Raw genomic sequence first — 17,817 nt, forward strand, 5'->3', positions numbered from 1 at the left:
AAAACACAAAGGGATCGCCTTATGTGCCTGATTGTTTTCGCCTGGCGGCCGGGCCACGCCCAGCCGCTGATCGTCGCGGCCAACCGTGATGAATTTTATGCCCGGCCCAGTTTGCCGTTGGCCCAGTGGCTGGATGCGCCCCATGTTTACGCGGGCAGGGACCAGGAAGCGGGCGGGACCTGGCTGGGAGTTGGCGCAGACGGGCGCTTTGCGGCGCTGACCAATATCCGTGACCCGCACCAGCCGCCGGCGCGCAAGTCGCGGGGTGAGTTGGTGGCGCGCTTTCTCAGCGGTTCGCTGTCGATTGACGACTATTTGGCCGACGTTAATGGCAGATCGATTGAATATGCCGGGTTTAACCTGCTGGTCGGGACGCGGGACGAGCTTTGGCATTACAACGCCAAGGAATCTGCGCCGACACCATTGTTGGCGGGGGTTTATGGGTTATCCAATGCAGGGCTGGATACGCCGTGGCCGAAGTTGTTGAAGGCCAAGGCGGCGTTGGCGCAATTGTTGGCGGATCCACAGCCCGAAGCTTTGCTGGGGATTTTGAGCGACCCGCAGACCGCGCCGTTTGCTGACTTGCCGGACACCGGCGTGGGCTTGGCGACGGAGAGTTTGCTGTCGAGTGTGTTTATTGCCAGTCCCAGTTACGGGACGCGGGCGAGTACGGCGTTGATTGTGAATGCCGACGGGACGCGGCATATCGTGGAGCGCAGTTTTGGGCCCTATGGCGGACAGTTGGGTGAAGTTGAACTCAAAATCTGAACCTCACGCAAACCAAATGTGGGAGCGGGCTTGCTCGCGAAGGCGGCGTGTCAGCCAATACATAAGCTGACTGATGCACCGCTTTCGCGAGCAAGCCCGCTCCCACATTTCGATTGGGGACAGGCTCTGAAATCCGGTTAGAGGCTCTTTGCAGACGCCGGGTTGATCATCCGCGCCAACCCAAGGTTCTTCAGCGCCAATTGCAGCGAGCTGTGGATAACTTGCGGGTTGTCGATAGTCATCAACTCCGCCAGCAGCTCCTTGGCCCGGCTCAGGTTGATCTGGCGCAGCATCCATTTCACCTTCGGCAAGTTGGTGGCGTTCATCGACAGGCTGTCAAAGCCCATCGCCATCAACAGCACAGCCGCCGCCGGGTCACCGGCCATCTCGCCGCAGATACTCACCTGCTTGCCTTCGGCATGGGCATCGCGCACCACGTTCTGCAAGGCTTGCAGCACCGCCGGGTGCAGGTAGTCGTAGAGGTCGGCCACCCGCGGGTTGTTGCGGTCCACGGCCAGCAGGTACTGGGTCAGGTCGTTGGAGCCCACCGACAGGAAATCCACCTGCCGCGCCAGCTCCTTGGCCTGGTACACCGCCGCCGGAATCTCGATCATCACGCCAATCGGCGGCATCGGCACGTCGGCGCCTTCGTCGCGCACTTCGCCCCAGGCCCGGTGGATCAGGTGCAGGGCTTCTTCCAGCTCGTGGGTGCCGGAGATCATCGGGAGCAGGATGCGCAGGTTGTTCAGGCCTTCGCTGGCCTTGAGCATCGCGCGGGTCTGGACGAGGAAGATTTCAGGATGGTCGAGGGTAACGCGAATACCGCGCCAGCCAAGGAAGGGGTTGTCTTCCTTGATGGGGAAATACGACAGTGACTTGTCGCCGCCAATGTCCAGGCTGCGCATGGTCACCGGTAACGGATGGAAGGCGGACAGTTGCTCGCGATAAATCGCCAGCTGCTCCTTCTCACTCGGAAAACGCTGGTTGATCATGAACGGCACTTCGGTGCGGTACAGGCCCACCCCTTCGGCGCCGCGCTGTTGTGCACGTGCCACGTCCGCCAGCAGGCCGGTGTTGACCAGCAGCGGTACGCGGTGGCCGTCGAGGGTCACGCACGGCAGTTCCCGCAGGGCGTCGAGGCCCTGGGACAGCTGGCGTTCTTCTTCCACCACTTCGGCGTATTGCTTGCGCAGCACTTCGCTGGGGTTGGTGTAGACCTCGCCGTGGTAGCCGTCGACGATCATTTCGATGCCGTCGACCTTGGAATACGGCAGGTCCACCAGACCCATCACCGTCGGAATGCCCATGGCCCGAGCCAGGATCGCGACGTGGGAGTTGCCCGAACCCAGTACCGAGACCAGGCCCACCAGTTTGCCTTCCGGCACTTCGCCGAGCATGGTGGCGGTCAGTTCTTCACTGATCAGGATGGTGTTGTCGGGGTATACCAACGTGGTCGAGCGCTCTTCCTGCAGGTAGGCCAGCAGACGGCGACCGAGGTCCTTCACGTCCGAGGCGCGCTCGCGCAGGTAGGCGTCGTCCATCAATTCAAAACGGTTGACGTGATCGGTGACCACCTGGCGCAGCGCGCCCTGGGCCCACTGGCCGGTCTTGATCACGTCCTTGACTTCGCTGCCCAGGGACGCGTCGTCGAGCATCATCAGGTACACGTCGAACAACGCCCGCTCTTCAGGCCGCAGCTGGGTGGCCAGCTTGGTCGAGAGGGTGCGCATGTCATTGCGCACGCCTTCGAGGGCGGTCTTGAACAGGATGATTTCAGCGTCGATGTCGGTGACGGTCTTGTCCGGCACCACGTCCAGGTCGGCGGGCGGCAGCATGACCACGGCGGTACCGACAGCAGCACCCGGCGAACCCGGCACGCCGACGAACTTGGCTTCCTGGATGCCCTTGCCCTGGCGTCCCAGGCCGCGAATCGAACCGGTGGCCTCGGCGTGGGCGATAACCCCGGCGAGCTGCGCGCTCATGGTCACGAGGAAGGCTTCTTCACCTTCGTCGAACTGGCGGCGTTCTTTCTGCTGGATGACCAACACGCCGACAACGCGGCGGTGGTGAATGATCGGTGCACCGAGGAACGAGGCGTAGCGCTCTTCACCGGTTTCGGCAAAGTAGCGATAACGCGGGTGATCGGCCGCGTTTTCGAGGTTCAGGGGTTCTTCACGCGTCCCCACCAGGCCCACCAGACCCTCATTGGGCGCCATGCTGACCTTGCCGATGGAGCGCTTGTTCAAGCCCTCGGTGGCCATCAGGACAAAACGGTTGGTCTCGGGGTCCAGCAGGTAAACCGAGCAGACCTGGCTGCCCATGGCTTCCTTGACGCGCAACACAATAATCCCCAACGCCGCCTTGAGATCCTTGGCGGAGTTAACTTCCTGGACGATCTTGCGCAGCGTATTGAGCATGGCTCGGGGTCGAACTCCGTCGTCAGTCGCGCGCTAAAAGGCGCGGGGCAAGCTCTTTAAGAGCGCGACGATAAACCTCGCGCTTGAATGTCACCACCTGGCCCAACGGATACCAATAACTGACCCAGCGCCAGCCATCGAACTCCGGTTTACCGGTCAAATCCATCCGCACCCGCTGCTCGTTGGAGATCAGGCGCAGGAGAAACCATTTCTGTTTCTGGCCGATGCACAGCGGTTGGCTGTGGGTACGCACCAGACGTTGCGGCAAACGATAGCGCAACCAGCCTCGGGTGCAGGCCAGAATTTGCACATCTTCACGTTCAAGGCCTACTTCTTCGTTCAACTCACGGTACAAGGCGTCTTCAGGGGTTTCGTCGGGGTTGATTCCGCCTTGAGGAAACTGCCAGGCATCTTGGTTGATACGGCGAGCCCATAGCACCTGTCCGGCATCATTCGTAAGAATAATCCCGACATTAGGACGGAAACCATCGGGGTCGATCACGGCAACAACCTCGCAAACGCATGTCACCGCATTGTTCCACAAAGATTGATACAGCGGCAACGAGGCTGCTTACCTTATGTGCACTCTTGTGAAAAGACCGTATTCTGGACGCCTTTTTACAGACTTTTCAGCGAGTAACTGCAATGCGCCTGGCTTTATTCGACTTGGACAACACGCTTTTGGGGGGTGACAGCGATCACGCCTGGGGCGATTACCTCTGTGAACGCGGGATTCTCGACGCGGTGGCCTACAAGGCCCGCAACGACGAGTTCTACCAGGACTACCTGGCCGGCAAGCTGGATAACGCCGAGTACCTGAACTTCTGCCTGGAAATCCTCGGCCGCACTGAGATGGCCCAGCTGGATGAATGGCACCGCGACTACATGCGCGACTGCATCGAGCCGATCATGCTGCCCAAGGCAGTTGAGTTGCTGGCCAAGCACCGGGCGGCGGGCGACAAGCTGGTGATCATCACCGCGACCAACCGTTTTGTGACCGCGCCGATTGCCGAGCGACTGGGGGTTGAAACCCTGATTGCGACGGAATGCGAGATGCAGGATGGCCGCTACACCGGGCGCAGTACGGATATCCCGTGCTTTCGCGAGGGCAAGGTGACGCGCTTGAATCGCTGGCTGGAAGAGACCGGGTTTAGCCTGGACGACAGTTACTTCTATAGCGATTCGATGAATGACCTGCCGCTGCTGGAGCAGGTGACGCATGCAGTGGCAGTGGATCCGGATCCGAATCTGCGGGCTGAGGCTGAGAAGCGTGGTTGGCCGGTGATTAGCCTGCGCGGCTGATAAAGCTTTCGCGAGCAAGCCCGCTCCCACATTTGCTCGAGTTCCACCTTTGGAATGCAGTCAAATGTGGGAGCGGGCTTGCTCGCGAATGGAGGCAACTCGGTCTCAAGCCTTAAACCGGCTTGGCACCCATCAACCCGGCAATCGCCACAAACCCCACCAGGCTCACCACCGCCAGCGCCACGGTGAAGTTCAAACTCCCCGCCCCGCCCAGCCGCAGTCGATTAAGCCGCACCACCAGCCAGAACCAGCTCAGCGCCGCCACGGTGTAGATCACGCTGGAACCCAGGATCCAGGTTTGCCCCAGCGGCCAGCCGATCAGGTGCGCCAGCCACCAGCCGGTGAACGGCATGCTCACCACGCAAATACCCATCAACAACCACACAAACACCCACGGCCGCTGCACGGTATAGGCCGGCCCCGCGCTGCGTTTGCGCCAGGCCAGCACTGCCAGGGCGAGGCCGCTGAGCAGCAGCAACACCGTGGCCGCGATGTGGATAACTTTGAGGGTGGTCAGCGTTTCCATGTTCTCGATTCCTTGAAGGCCGCCCAGTCAGCGTAGTCGCTCAACCGAGGAACAGCTGGTAGGCCGGGTTATCACTTTCATCCCAGTACGGGTAGCCAATGGCCTCCAGCGCCGCCGGCACCAGGTGACGCTCGTCCGCCGGTACTTGCAGGCCCGCCACCACGCGCCCATCGGCGGCGCCGTGGTTGCGATAGTGGAACATCGAGATGTTCCAGCGCCCGCCCAATTTGTTAAGGAAGTTGAACAGTGCCCCCGGACGTTCCGGGAATTCGAAGCGGAACACCACCTCGTCGCTGACGTGCGCCGCATGGCCGCCGACCATATGGCGGATGTGCAGCTTGGCCAGTTCGTTTTCCGTCAGGTCCAGCACCGGGAAACCCTGGCTGGTGAGGCTGGCGATCAGCGCGCTGCGCGGGTCGTTTTCCGGGTGGGTCTGCACGCCGACAAAGATGTGCGCCTCGCGGCCTGAGTGGTAGCGGTAGTTGAATTCGGTAATCTGGCGCTTGCCCACGGCTTCGCAAAAGGCCTTGAAGCTGCCCGGTTTCTCGGGGATGGTCACGGCGATGATGGCTTCGCGGCCTTCCCCCAGCTCGGCGCGCTCGGCCACGTGGCGCAGGCGGTCGAAGTTGACGTTGGCCCCGGAATCGATGGCCACCAGGGTTTGCCCGGTGATGCCACGGGTCTCGACGTACTTCTTGATGCCCGCCACGCCCAGGGCGCCAGCAGGTTCTGTGATGGAGCGGGTGTCGTCGTAGATGTCCTTGATCGCCGCGCAGATTTCATCGGTGCTGACGGTAATCACTTCATCCACGTAATCCTTGCAGATGTCGAAGGTGTGCTGGCCGATCTGCGCCACCGCCACGCCGTCGGCGAAGATGCCCACGGTCGGCAATACCACGCGCTCGCCCGCCGCCATGGCGGCTTGCAGGCAGTTGGAGTCGTCCGGCTCGACGCCGATGATCTTGATTTCGGGCCGCAGGTATTTCACGTAGGCCGCGATACCGGCAATCAGGCCGCCGCCGCCCACCGGGACGAAAATCGCGTCCAACGGCCCCGGGTGCTGGCGCAGGATCTCCATCGCCACGGTGCCCTGCCCGGCAATGGTGTGCGGATCATCGTAGGGGTGAATGTAGACGTAGCCTTTTTCGTCGACCAGCTTCAGCGAATACGCCAGGGCTTCCGGGAAAGAATCCCCGTGCAGCACCACTTTGCCGCCACGGGAACGCACGCCTTCGACCTTGATCTCGGGGGTGGTCTTGGGCATCACGATGGTGGCCTTGACCCCCAGCACCTTGGCCGCCAGGGCAAGGCCCTGGGCATGGTTGCCCGCCGAAGCGGTGACTACGCCGCGCGCACGTTCTTCGGCGCTCAGTTGGGTCAGCTTGTTATAGGCACCGCGAATCTTGAACGAGAACACCGGCTGCAAGTCTTCGCGCTTGAGCCAGACCTTGTTGCCCAGCCGCTCGGAGAGCTGGCGGGCGGTCTGCAGCGGGGTTTCTACGGCAACGTCGTAAACGCGCGAGGTGAGGATCTTTTTGACGTACTGTTCAAGCATCGGAAAGCATCACTGGGCGGGTTGGGCAGGGCCAAGGAGTCTAACCCAGCGTTTGGCCGGGCGACCACACGAAAACCGAGGTTTTGTTGGGTTATACTCGCGCCCCTCTTTACTCCCCGCCCGTTCCGGAGCCCGCATGACCCAGGATCAACTCAAACAGGCAGTGGCCCAGGCCGCCGTCGATTTAATCCTTCCTAAACTCGACGATAAAAGCATCGTCGGTGTCGGCACCGGTTCCACCGCCAATTGCTTTATCGATGCGCTGGCCCTGCACAAGGGCGCGTTCGACGGCGCGGTTGCCAGCTCCGAAGCCACCGCTGCGCGGCTCAAGGGCCACGGTATTCCGGTGTACGAGCTGAACACCGTCAGCGACCTGGAGTTCTACGTCGACGGCGCCGATGAAAGCGACGCACACCTGAACCTGATCAAGGGCGGCGGCGCAGCCCTGACCCGCGAGAAGATCGTCGCGGCCGTGGCCAAGACCTTCATCTGCATCGCCGACGCCAGCAAACTGGTGCCGGTACTCGGCGCGTTCCCGCTGCCGGTGGAAGTGATCCCGATGGCCCGCAGCCACGTGGCCCGCGAACTGGTGAAACTGGGCGGCGACCCGGTGTACCGCGAAGGCGTGCTGACCGACAACGGCAACATCATCATCGACGTGTTCAACATGCAGATCACCAACCCGGTGGAACTGGAGCGCCAGATCAACGCGATCGTCGGCGTCGTCACCAACGGTTTGTTTGCGGCCCGTCCGGCTGACGTACTGCTGCTGGGCACCCCGGAAGGCGTAAAAACGCTTAAGGCGTAATGCAAAACCCGTGTGGGAGCGGGCTTGCTCGCGAATGCGCAGTGTCAGTCACTGAATATGGCGCCTGATACACCGCATTCGCGAGCAAGCCCGCTCCCACATTTGTTCTGCACATGACTCAAGACTTGGTTTTTTTGAATACATAGAAAAGATTGGGCTCACTGACCATGTACAACGTGCCGTCGTTGTCCATGGCGATCCCCTCGGCCTGAGGCACGCGCTGCTTCAGGCCATGGCGCCCCTTGAGCAGCGACAGGCTGCTCAGGGGGCGACCGTCGACATCCAGTTCCAGCACCAAAAATGACTCATCCGACAGCGCCAGCAGATGACCGCTACGCTCGTCGTATTGCAGGCTCGACAGGTCGCGCACAAACAACCCGGCATCGCGCTTGGGGTTGTTGATCACGTGCACCGAGTAGGTTTTTTCCGGTTTGAAATGCGGAAAGCCGTGGACCTCGTAGATCAGCATCGGGTCGCGTTCCTTGGCCACAAACAGGCGCTTGCCCACCGAGTCATAGGCCAGGCCTTCGAAGCCCTTGTTGCCGCCCAGGTGCACGCCGAGGGTCATTTGCTCGGCGTCGGCGGCATCGAGGAATTGGGTGTCGTCATCCACATGGACCTTGATCAGCCGCTGCTGGCGTTCGTCGCTGATCACGTAGGTGTTGTCGCTGATGTACTCCACGGCCTCGGCATCGCCAAACCCCACCAGCGCAATGCGCCGCAGGATTTTGCCGTCCAGGGACAGTTCGACCAGCTCAGCGTTCTTGTTGGTCACGGTAAACAGGCTGTTGCGCACCGGATCAAAGGTCAGTGCCGAGACATCATCGTTGAGGCCGTCGATCACCTGCGCCTCCAGGGCCACCCGGTAATCCCCAAGGCCAATGGAGTGCTCCCCGGCGGGATTGCGCCAGGATTGCCAGTTGAACCAGGCACGCTCAAACAGGCGCAATTGCTGGGCAACCACACCGCACGCCACCAGGGCGATCAGGATCAGGATAAAAAAAGCAGGTTTGGGGCGGGCAAGTCGACGCATCGGGCGGGGCTCAGAGTAAAAACTGGCGAATGAATATCACGGTCGCCTGAATTTAAACTTAAACGCCCCGGGTGTCTGGCGGATGCCGCAGATAGAGAGAAATCTGACGTAATCGAACTACTGCGCCTGCTTCTCGAAGCGATAGAACAGATTCGGCTCGCTGACCATGTACAGCGTGCCGTTCTCATCCATCGTCACGCCTTCGGCACGCGGGATGGTCTTTTTCAAGCCATTGAAGCCACCCAGCAAGGTCATGAAGCTGACCTGCTCGCCCTTCTCGTCCAGTTCCAGCAACAGATGGGAGTCCGCCGACAGCGCCAGCAGGTGGCCGGTACGTGGGTCGACGGTCAGCGCCGACAGGTTACGCATGTCCAGTTCAGTGCTGGCGAGCTTTTGCTTGGCGCCGGAGAGGGTCTGGCTGCCGTCGCTTTTCCAGGTGAACAGGGCCGGTGGGCGTTCTTCGCCGAGGATCAGCTGTTGGTTGCGCTTGTCCCAGGTCACCGCCTCAAAGGCTTTGTTCTGGTCCTTGGACGGGCCCAGGTCATAGGACGGGAAGTCGGCTTTGTTCAACTGCTGGGTCTGCGGGTCGACCTTGACGATGGTCAGGCTGTGCTGGCGCTCATCGACCACGGCCATCAGGCCGTTTTCCATCATGGTCACGCCTTCCGGGTTGTTCCAGCCGTTGAGCGGCATCTTGCGCAGCACGTCGCCTTGCAGGGTCAGTTCAACCAGGAACGGGTTCTTGCCCATCACCGAGAACAGGGTCTTGGTCAGCGGGTTATAGACGAGGTCCGAGGCTTCGTCCTTCTCCATGCCGGGCAGCAGCTTGGCGTCGATCACCGCGTGGTAGTCCGGGAGCCAGACGCTTTCCAGGCGCTCGGCCGGGGTTTCGAAGCCCTCCGCCAGCCACAACACGCCGCGGTCGTCCCAGTGCATCGCCCAGGCCACGCCGTAAATGATCGCGCCGGCGAGGAACAGCCAGGAATACCAGCGCATGGCAAGGCGTGAACGCAACGTGGGTTTTACGGATGGGAGAGGCACGGCCATTACGCTTTCCAGAAAGTCAGCTTTAGGGGATAGCACAGGATCAAAAGGTCCGCGCGCAGGAGGCTGAGGATTATCCGGATGAGGTGTGAAAAAAATGCAAAAACCCGATTGGGTGGCAGTACACAGATCAAATGTGGGAGCGGGCTTGCTCGCGAATGCGGAGTATCAGTCACTGAATCTGTCACTGATACACCGCTTTCGCGAGCAAGCCCGCTCCCACATTTTTGACCGCGTTTCGCCAGGTATTCAGCGAACGCTGCTTTCGAAGCGGCTCACACCCGGCAATTCCAGCACCAGCTCGTCACCCACATTCAGCGGGCCCACGCCTGCCGGCGTACCGGTGAGGATCACATCCCCGGCCTGCAACGAGAAGCAGCCGGCCATGTACTGGATCATCGGGATGATCGGGTTGAGCATGATCGCGCTGTTGCCGTCCTGGCGCACTTCGCCGTTGATGGTCAGGCGAATGCCGATATCCGTCACATCCGGGAAAGTGCTGCCGACCACGAACGGGGCAATCACCGCCGCACCGTCAAACGACTTGGCGATTTCCCACGGCAGGCCCTTGGCTTTCAGCTCGGCCTGTTTGTCCCGCAGGGTCAGGTCCAGGGCCGGGGCGAAGCCGGAGATGGCGTCCAGTACTTCCTCGCGGCTCGGTTTGGCCGACAACGGCTTGCCGATCAACACCGCGATTTCCGCTTCGTAATGCACCGAACCGCGCTCGGTAGGGATGGCAAAACCGCCTTCCAGTGCCACTACGCAACTGCCGGGCTTGATAAACAGCAGCGGCTCGGTCGGTACCGGGTTATCCAGTTCCTTGGCGTGTTCGGCGTAGTTACGCCCGATGCACACCACCTTCCCCAGGGGAAAGTGAATATTGGTGCCGTCGACATACTTGTGCTGGTAGCTCATGGACCGACTCCTTCAGGGACTGTTAAACAGCGAAAATCTTGCCTGGGTTCATGATCCCGTTAGGGTCGAACACCGCTTTCACTGCCTTCATGTATTCAATTTCAACCGGCGAGCGGCTGTAGGTCAGGTAATCGCGCTTGGTCATGCCCACGCCGTGTTCGGCGGAGATCGAGCCGTTGTACTTCTGCACGGTCTCGAACACCCACTTGTTGACGGTGGCGCACTTGGCGAAGAACTCGTCCTTGCTCAGGTTTTCCGGCTTGAGGATATTCAGGTGCAGGTTGCCGTCGCCGATGTGGCCGAACCAGACGATTTCGAAGTCCGGGTAGTGTTCGCCGACGATCGCGTCGATTTCCTTCAGGAAGGCTGGCACTTTCGACACAGTCACCGAAATGTCGTTCTTGTACGGCGTCCAGTGGGAGATGGTCTCGGAGATGTACTCGCGCAGCTTCCACAGGTTGTGCAGTTGGGTTTCGCTCTGGCTCATCACGCCGTCCAGCACCCAGCCCTGCTCGACGCAGTGTTCGAACGTGGCCAGGGCATCGTTGGCCACTTCTTCGGTGGTCGCTTCAAATTCCAGCAGCGCGTAGAACGGGCAGTCGGATTCGAACGGCGCCGGCACGTCGCCGCGACCGAGGACTTTGGCCAGGGCCTTGTCGGAAAAGAATTCGAAGGCGGTCAGGTCCAGCTTGCTCTGGAAGGCGTGCAGCACCGGCATGATCGAGTCGAAGTCGGTGGTGCCGAGCACCATCGCGGTAAGGTTTTTCGGCGCACGGTCCAGGCGCATGGTCGCTTCGACCACAAAGCCCAGGGTGCCTTCAGCGCCGATGAACAGCTGGCGCATGTCGTAGCCGGTGGCGTTCTTGATCAGGTCTTTGTTCAACTCCAGCAGGTCGCCCTTGCCGGTGACGACTTTCATACCGGCCACCCAGTTACGGGTCATGCCGTAGCGAATGACCTTGATCCCGCCGGCATTGGTGCCGATATTGCCGCCAATCTGGCTGGAACCCGACGAGGCGAAATCCACCGGGTAGTACAGGCCTTTTTCTTCGGCGACGTTCTGCAATTGCTTGGTGACCACACCCGGCTGGCACACGGCGGTGCGGTCGGTGAGGTTAACGTCGAGGATCTGGTTCATATAGTCGAACGACACAACCACTTCGCCATTCGCAGCGACGGCAGCGGCCGACAGGCCGGTACGGCCACCGGACGGCACCAGCGCGACCTTGTGCTCATTGGCCCAACGGACGATGGCCTGCACCTGCTCGGTGGTCTTCGGGAAGACGATGGCCACCGGGGCCGGCGCGAAATGCTTGGTCCAGTCCTTGCCATAAGCCTCAAGGGAGTCAGCATCGGTCAGGACCTTGCCAGGCTCAACCAGGGTCTTCAGCTCATCAATCAGGGCAGGATGGGTCATCGACAGAACTCTCGAACAATTCATGGTCATCCTGAGAACGCTTCACGTCGCAGGAATGGGTGTTTAGCGGGGCACGTATGCTAGCATACCGCCCCCGCAGGATAGTGCCCAAGGGCGTTCTGCGGTGACGGCTTTCCTGCCGTCCGGGTCAGCTTACGTGATCCGATTCCCTGCCATTTTTCTCCGGGATACAGGTTTACGCAGATGAGCAAGACTTCTCTCGATAAGAGCAAGATCAAGTTCCTTCTTCTGGAAGGCGTCCACCCATCGGCCGTCGAAGTCCTGAAGGCCGCCGGGTACACCAGCATTGAGTACATCACCAGTTCTCTGCCGGAAGCCCAGCTCAAGGAAAAGATCGCCGACGCGCACTTTATCGGCATTCGCTCCCGCACTCAGCTGACCGAAGAGATCTTCGATCACGCCAAGAAGTTGGTAGCTGTCGGCTGTTTCTGCATCGGCACCAACCAGGTCGACCTCAACGCAGCGCGCGAGCGCGGCATCGCGGTGTTCAACGCACCGTACTCCAACACCCGCTCCGTTGCTGAGCTGGTATTGGCCGAGGCGATCCTGTTGCTGCGCGGTATTCCCGAGAAGAACGCTTCCTGCCACCGTGGCGGCTGGATCAAGAGCGCAGCCAACTCCTTCGAAATCCGCGGCAAGAAGCTGGGTATCGTCGGTTACGGCTCGATCGGCACGCAGTTGTCGGTACTGGCCGAAGGCCTGGGCATGCAGGTGTTCTTCTACGACACCCTGACCAAGCTGCCATTGGGCAACGCCACCCAGGTGTCGAGCCTGACCGAGCTGCTGGGCATGTCCGACATCGTGACCCTGCACGTACCGGAAACCGCTGAAACCCAGTGGATGATCGGCGAGAAGGAAATCCGCGCCATCAAGAAGGGCGGGATCCTGATCAACGCTGCACGCGGCACCGTGGTCGAGCTGGACGCCCTGGCCGACGCGATCAAGGACAAGCACCTGATCGGCGCCGCCATCGACGTGTTCCCGGTTGAGCCGCGCTCTAACGACGACATCTTCGAAAGCCCGCTGCGTGGCCTGGACAACGTGATCCTGACCCCGCACATCGGCGGTTCCACCGCTGAAGCCCAAGCCAACATCGGCCTGGAAGTGTCGGAGAAACTGGTCAAGTACAGCGACAACGGTACGTCGGTGTCCTCGGTCAACTTCCCGGAAGTGGCTCTGCCGGCGCACCCTGGCAAGCACCGTCTGCTGCACATCCACCAGAACATCCCTGGCGTGATGATGGAGATCAACAAGGTCTTCGCGGAAAACGGCATCAACATTTCCGGTCAGTTCCTGCAGACCAACGAGAAAGTCGGCTACGTGGTTATCGACGTAGACGCCGAGTATTCGGACCTGGCGCAAGAGAAGCTGCAACACATCAACGGCACTATCCGTAGCCGCGTGTTGTTCTAATCGCTAAACGCGCATAAAAAAGGGAGACCCTCGGGTCTCCCTTTTTTTGTCTGAACAAATCTTACTTGACGTTAACCGTGATGACTTTCGAGGCTACAGTCGGGTTGAACTGCATGTGCAGTTTGTCGCCGGCTACCAGTTGCAGCGTGTGCTTGCCTGGGGTGAGGGTCAGCTCGGTTTCGGTCTGGGCCTTGCCGTAGTGGATCACGGTATCGGTGGCCGGGATCGGCACGCTGGCATCCGGCAATTCTTTCTGGTCGATCAGCAGGTGGTGGTGGCCGGTGCCCGGGTCCTGGCTGGTGGCCGGAGCCAATTTCAGGCCTTCCATGCCGAATTTCACGGTGAAGGTTTTATCGACGGTGGCGCCATCTTTGGGCGACACGATGAACACTTTGGCACCTTCTGGTGGAGCGCTGCGCGGGATGCCATCAGCAGCGGTCGCCAGCATCGAAGCGCCCAGCAATAGGCTGGCCAGGGTTGCACGGGTCAAAAAGGCTTTCATTCACTTCTCCAGTTTTTCCGGGAAATCTGTAGGGTTATGACAACTTCGCGACAAATTGCTGTCCAAGGCATTCAACACCATAGCAAAGCGAGCCTGAACAACGCTTCGCTCATTCGAATTCTTTAGGAGCGACCATGCGTTTCCTGCCTGGCCTGTTACTTTTACTGCCCCTTGCAAGTCCCTTGGCCCATGCCGAACTGATCGACGATGTATTTGACCGCGGGGAACTGCGCATCGCAATGGAAGCCAACACCCCGCCCTTCAACTTCAAGGAAGGCGACAAACTCACCGGTTTTGAAGTGGAGCTGGGTGAGTTGCTGGCCAAGGAAATGGACGTACGCCCCTCCTTTATCACTGTCGATGCCGCCGAGTTGCTGCCCGGCGTGGAAAGCGCCAAGTACGACGTGGCCATCAACCATATCGCTATGACTCCTGAACTGGCGGATCGTTTCGACTTCAGCGAGCCCTACAGCTACTCCAGCGCACAGCTGATCGTGCGCAAGCAGGAACAGCGCCCGTTGGGCAGCTTTGCGGCGCTCAAGGGCAAGGCGTTGGGCGTGGCCCAGGGCAGCCAGTTTGTGGAGCAGGCGCGCACCGCCGAGGGCGTTGATTTGCGCAGCTATGCCGATGCCAGGCAGCCGATCAAGGACGTTGCCGATCAACAGATCGATGCCGCCATCAGTGATCGGCTGCTGATTCCCTACGCGATTCGCGACAGCCAGCTGCCGGTGAAGGAAGGCGCAGACGTCGGCCCGACGCTGAGCCTGGCGATTCCGTTCCAGAAGGGTAACCCGGCGTTCAAGGCCAGCCTGGACAAGGCCCTGCAACGAGTGAAGGCCGATGGCCGGCTGGCGGCGCTGTCGGAGAAGTGGTTCGGGATGGATGCGAGCAAGCCGGTGAAAAAGGCCGAATAAACGACTCGGTCAATGTGGGAGCGGGCTTGCTCGCGAATGCGGTGGCTCGGCTTGAGCATCGGGTGACTGACACTGCGCTTTCGCGAGCAAGCCCGCCCCACATGTTGATCTATGTCGGGCTTGAGCATTTTGCCAGGGCCACTGCCGCTTCAGGCAACTCCAGCTCACTGAACACCAGTACCCCATGGCGCTTGAGCAACGCCGCCGTCACGCCTTCGCCGGTGACCTTTACGCCGGTGAAGGTACCGTCATAGGTCAGCAGATTGCCGCACGACGGGCTGTTGGCCTTGAGTACGGCGACGCGGATATTGTGACGCTGTACCAGCGCCAATGCCTGGCGGGCGCCATCGAGGAACGCTTCGCTGAAGTCTTCCCCCTGGGCCGTCAGCACCTGGGCGCGGCCTTCCCACACGTCAACCCCCTGCCCGCCCGGGATTTCGGCAGACGGCCGTGGCGTCGGCAAGCCACCCGCCACTTCCGGGCACACGGCAACCACCCGGCCTTCGGCCTGCCACGCGGCCAGTTGGTCGAAAGGCCCGCTGGCCCCTCCGTCGTAGCGTACCCGGTGCCCCAGCAGGCAGCGGCTGACCAGAATCTTTTGCATCATCAAAACGGCTCGTTGCCCCGCCGGCGAAACCAGCCGGTGAGGGACAGGCGTTCGCGGGTGGCGGGCATGACTTCATGGGGGATTTCCCCCGACAGGAATACCACCAGGCAACCGCCGGTGGGCACCACATCGTATTCGACGTCGCCCTTGAGGTACATGCGCAACTGGCCGCCATGTTCCGGCAGCCAGGCGTTGTTCAAGTAGATCACCGCCGACACCATGCGCCGGTCGTCATCGCGAAAACGGTCCACATGCTTGAGGTAAAACGCCCCCGGCGGGTACATCGCGAAGTGGCTTTCGAAGTCTTCCAGGCCCAGGAACAGGCCACGGTTCATCGCCACCCGCAGGCTGTCCATCAGCTCCAGGTAATTATCGCAGGCCACCACTTCGCCCGGCTCCAGCCACTGGATATGGTCACCCCGGATGCCCTCGCGAATCTCCTGGGAAGGCCCCCGTCCGACCGCCGCGGGCGCCAATTCACCTTCGGCGGCGCGTTTTTGGCACTCAGCCGCCAGTTCGAGGGTCAGAGCCTCGGGCAGGAAGATATTCTGCTGCGACCAGCCTTGTGCGGCCAGGTCATCGACAATGCGTAACAGCAGCGGGTGATCGGAGGGTATGGGCATGGCGCGCATAGTATCCATACGCCTGTGAATCCGACAGAGCCGCCGAGCGTCTGAATACACTTTAGTCAGGTGACCGATAGGATTTCTCGACAAATCCTACGCCCGACACGGACAATAGTGGCCGACTGACAGGAGTCCATATGCGTCGTTTGTTTTTTTCCTTGCTGATGTTCTGCGTTTTGCCCGCCTGGGCAGACAGCCATGACCAGTTGTACAAGGTCGCCGGCTGGGCAGACCAGCGCGCGCATTTTAATGACGCCCTCAGTGCCGCCCAGCAACGCTACCGCAACAGCCTGCCGCCGGCGGTGTATCAGGCGCTGGTGGACAACAGCAATAAACGCTTCGCGCCCCAGTCGGTAGACCAGCGCGCCGAAGCGCAACTGCGCAAGAATTTGGCGGACCCTAAGCCGGCACTGGCCTTCTTCCAGTCGCCGCTGGGCCGCAAGATTGTCGCCGCCGAGTTGCTGGCCACCCGCCGCGATCAACTGGCGAAGAACGCCCAGGGCTTGCCGCACATGGAAGCCGATGCCACCCGCAGCCTGATCATCGGCCACCTGGCCCAGGCCTTGCCTGCGCGGGAAGCCGGGGCTGAAGTCAGCCTGGCGATTGCCGGCGTGGCGGCCGACAGCTTGAGCCAGATGATCCCCGGGCTGTTGGGCGGAGGCCAGGCGCAGGGCATGTTGAACGGCCAGCGTGAGCGCCTGATGCAGCAGATCGGCAATGATCTGAACAACACGCTGTTGTACGTCTACCGGGATTTGTCCGACCCGGAGCTGGAAGAGTTCGCGACGTTCGCGGAGTCGCCGGAGGGCAAGGCGTACTACAAGGCGGCACTGGCGGCGATTCGCGCCGGGCTGGCGGTCGGCCAAAGCACCTCGAGCCTGGCGCAGTAACCCTGTGGGAGCGGGCTTGCTCGCGAAGACGGTGTGCCAGTCACTGGTTATGCTAACTGATCGACCGCCTTCGCGAGCAAGCCCGCTCCCACATTTGGATTGCGTTATTTCAGGTGGTCGGTGAGAAACCCGAAGTATTGCTGCCGAATCTCCGGAATCTCATTCGCCAAGTGATGCCTGCCACGCGGCAGCATCAACACCTCCGGCTGGTCGAACTTGCTGCGCAGCACCTTCAGGTTGTGCTGCCAGTCCACCGTCATGTCTTCCTCACCCTGCACGATCAACGGCCGCCGCGTGCTGCGTGGCGCCGCTTCAACACGTTTGATCCAGCGCGCCAGGGCGCCCACCCAGGCAGTCGGCAACTGCCGTGGCTGCAATGGGTCGGCCTCCAGGAACGGCTTGAACTGCGGGTCGTTGGTGTTATCGCTGAAGCGCCGGGCAATGCCTTTGACGAACGGGCGCAGTAGGTAATAACTGAGCTGCGACCAACCCCAGGCGCGGGGCCGCACCAGCGGTGACAACAGGAACGTCTTGCCCTGGGCCGGGCTGTCGACGCCGTGGCTAAGCAGGTGATCCACCACAATCGCGCCGCCGGTGCTTTGCCCGAACAAGTGCCACGGCTGCGGCAACTGCAGCGCCTTGGCCTGTTCAAACAACGCCTGCACCACGTCCTGGTACACCGCAAAGTCATCAATGCTGGCCCGCTCGCCGCTGGACAGGCCGTGGCCCGGCAAGTCGCAGGCGATCACCACAAAACCCTGGTCCAGCGCCCAGTCCACGGCATGCCGGTACAGGCCCATATGGTCGTAGAAGCCATGGAACAGGAACATCGTCGCCACCGGCACCGGTGGCCACCACACCTGGCAGACCACGTCGAACCCATCCACCGCAAACCGCCCCAGGCGGCTTGTCGCGGGCACCTTGCGGGCAGCGAGGTCCAGGCCGTAGAAGCGCTGGTAGACCCGGGCCTCGGCTGAAAGCGGCTGCGCGTCCACCAGTGGGCGCAAGCTTTCGCGTAGATGATCAGGGTCAAACGTAACGGGCATAAGAACTTCCAGA

18 protein-coding genes are annotated in these 17,817 nt (G+C 61.1%); 6 read left to right on the forward strand and 12 right to left on the reverse strand.

The window, feature by feature from the left end; translation table 11 throughout:
• Positions 1-21: 21 nt before the first annotated feature.
• Positions 22-768 (forward strand): NRDE family protein, encoded by a 747-nt coding sequence (locus HX821_RS03680; protein ID WP_177035310.1) that lies wholly within the window; start codon positions 22-24, stop codon positions 766-768.
• 137 nt (positions 769-905) lie between these two features.
• On the opposite strand, the gene ptsP is transcribed toward HX821_RS03680, so the two are convergent.
• Positions 906-3,185, reverse strand: coding sequence for a phosphoenolpyruvate--protein phosphotransferase (gene ptsP / locus HX821_RS03685; protein WP_003213828.1), 2,280 nt, complete (start codon positions 3,183-3,185; stop codon positions 906-908).
• Between the two features lie 22 nt (positions 3,186-3,207).
• Positions 3,208-3,687 (reverse strand): RNA pyrophosphohydrolase, encoded by a 480-nt coding sequence (locus HX821_RS03690; RefSeq protein ID WP_003176750.1) that lies wholly within the window; start codon positions 3,685-3,687, stop codon positions 3,208-3,210.
• Positions 3,688-3,830: 143 nt separating this feature from the next.
• Here HX821_RS03690 and HX821_RS03695 point away from each other — a divergent pair, with 143 nt between their 5' ends.
• The gene (locus HX821_RS03695; protein ID WP_177035311.1) at positions 3,831-4,487 is read left to right on the forward strand and encodes an HAD family phosphatase; all 657 of its coding nucleotides are present in this window, start codon (positions 3,831-3,833) and stop codon (positions 4,485-4,487) included.
• Positions 4,488-4,599: 112 nt separating this feature from the next.
• Here the strand turns inward: HX821_RS03695 and HX821_RS03700 are convergent, their stop codons facing one another.
• Together HX821_RS03700 and ilvA are read right to left on the reverse strand one after the other, a co-directional pair.
• On the reverse strand, positions 4,600-5,013 hold the full coding sequence (locus tag HX821_RS03700) for a DUF2269 family protein (RefSeq protein WP_102370118.1): 414 nt from the start codon (positions 5,011-5,013) through the stop codon (positions 4,600-4,602).
• Between the two features lie 40 nt (positions 5,014-5,053).
• A complete protein-coding gene (ilvA, locus tag HX821_RS03705; RefSeq protein WP_003213834.1) occupies positions 5,054-6,568 on the reverse strand; it encodes a threonine ammonia-lyase, biosynthetic in 1,515 nt (504 codons plus the stop codon).
• Positions 6,569-6,704: 136 nt separating this feature from the next.
• Between ilvA and rpiA the strand changes: the two genes are divergently transcribed.
• Positions 6,705-7,376 carry a ribose-5-phosphate isomerase RpiA gene (gene rpiA / locus HX821_RS03710; RefSeq protein WP_008438935.1) on the forward strand — a complete coding sequence of 224 codons (672 nt, stop codon included), beginning with the start codon at positions 6,705-6,707 and terminating at the stop codon, positions 7,374-7,376.
• Positions 7,377-7,494: 118 nt separating this feature from the next.
• On the opposite strand, the gene HX821_RS03715 is transcribed toward rpiA, so the two are convergent.
• The 4 genes from HX821_RS03715 to HX821_RS03730 all read right to left on the reverse strand — a co-directional run bounded on the left by HX821_RS03715 (position 7,495) and on the right by HX821_RS03730 (position 11,785).
• Entirely contained in the window at positions 7,495-8,409 is a 915-nt protein-coding gene (locus HX821_RS03715; RefSeq protein WP_177035312.1) for an SdiA-regulated domain-containing protein, read from the reverse strand.
• 117 nt (positions 8,410-8,526) lie between these two features.
• Complete coding sequence (locus HX821_RS03720) at positions 8,527-9,456, reverse strand: SdiA-regulated domain-containing protein (protein ID WP_177035313.1); 930 nt, start codon at positions 9,454-9,456, stop codon at positions 8,527-8,529.
• 246 nt (positions 9,457-9,702) lie between these two features.
• Positions 9,703-10,368, reverse strand: a complete 666-nt coding sequence (locus tag HX821_RS03725; protein ID WP_003213842.1) for a fumarylacetoacetate hydrolase family protein — start codon at positions 10,366-10,368, stop codon at positions 9,703-9,705.
• 22 nt (positions 10,369-10,390) lie between these two features.
• On the reverse strand, positions 10,391-11,785 hold the full coding sequence (locus HX821_RS03730) for an FAD-binding oxidoreductase (RefSeq protein WP_003213844.1): 1,395 nt from the start codon (positions 11,783-11,785) through the stop codon (positions 10,391-10,393).
• A 204-nt stretch (positions 11,786-11,989) separates the two neighbouring features.
• On the opposite strand from HX821_RS03730, the gene serA reads away from it, so the two are divergent.
• Positions 11,990-13,219, forward strand: a complete 1,230-nt coding sequence (gene serA / locus HX821_RS03735; protein ID WP_003213846.1) for a phosphoglycerate dehydrogenase — start codon at positions 11,990-11,992, stop codon at positions 13,217-13,219.
• Between the two features lie 61 nt (positions 13,220-13,280).
• On the opposite strand, the gene HX821_RS03740 is transcribed toward serA, so the two are convergent.
• Entirely contained in the window at positions 13,281-13,721 is a 441-nt protein-coding gene (locus HX821_RS03740; protein WP_003213848.1) for a DUF4399 domain-containing protein, read from the reverse strand.
• Between the two features lie 134 nt (positions 13,722-13,855).
• Here HX821_RS03740 and HX821_RS03745 point away from each other — a divergent pair, with 134 nt between their 5' ends.
• Positions 13,856-14,635: a transporter substrate-binding domain-containing protein gene (locus tag HX821_RS03745; protein WP_003213851.1), complete on the forward strand. Its 780-nt coding sequence runs from the start codon at positions 13,856-13,858 to the stop codon at positions 14,633-14,635.
• A 109-nt stretch (positions 14,636-14,744) separates the two neighbouring features.
• Here HX821_RS03745 and HX821_RS03750 read toward each other — a convergent pair whose 3' ends face one another.
• A complete protein-coding gene (locus HX821_RS03750) occupies positions 14,745-15,239 on the reverse strand; it encodes a DUF523 domain-containing protein (RefSeq protein ID WP_177035407.1) in 495 nt (164 codons plus the stop codon).
• A gap of 2 nt (positions 15,240-15,241) precedes the next feature.
• Positions 15,242-15,874, reverse strand: a complete 633-nt coding sequence (locus HX821_RS03755; RefSeq protein WP_003213854.1) for a 2OG-Fe(II) oxygenase — start codon at positions 15,872-15,874, stop codon at positions 15,242-15,244.
• Positions 15,875-16,005: 131 nt separating this feature from the next.
• Here HX821_RS03755 and HX821_RS03760 point away from each other — a divergent pair, with 131 nt between their 5' ends.
• Complete coding sequence (locus HX821_RS03760) at positions 16,006-16,758, forward strand: DUF2059 domain-containing protein (RefSeq protein WP_008438922.1); 753 nt, start codon at positions 16,006-16,008, stop codon at positions 16,756-16,758.
• A 104-nt stretch (positions 16,759-16,862) separates the two neighbouring features.
• On the opposite strand, the gene HX821_RS03765 is transcribed toward HX821_RS03760, so the two are convergent.
• Positions 16,863-17,804: an alpha/beta hydrolase gene (locus HX821_RS03765; protein WP_102604100.1), complete on the reverse strand. Its 942-nt coding sequence runs from the start codon at positions 17,802-17,804 to the stop codon at positions 16,863-16,865.
• Between the last annotated feature and the right edge of the window lie 13 nt (positions 17,805-17,817).

The organism is Pseudomonas sp. B6001, assembly GCF_013386015.1.
Classification (GTDB): Bacteria; Pseudomonadota; Gammaproteobacteria; order Pseudomonadales; family Pseudomonadaceae; genus Aquipseudomonas.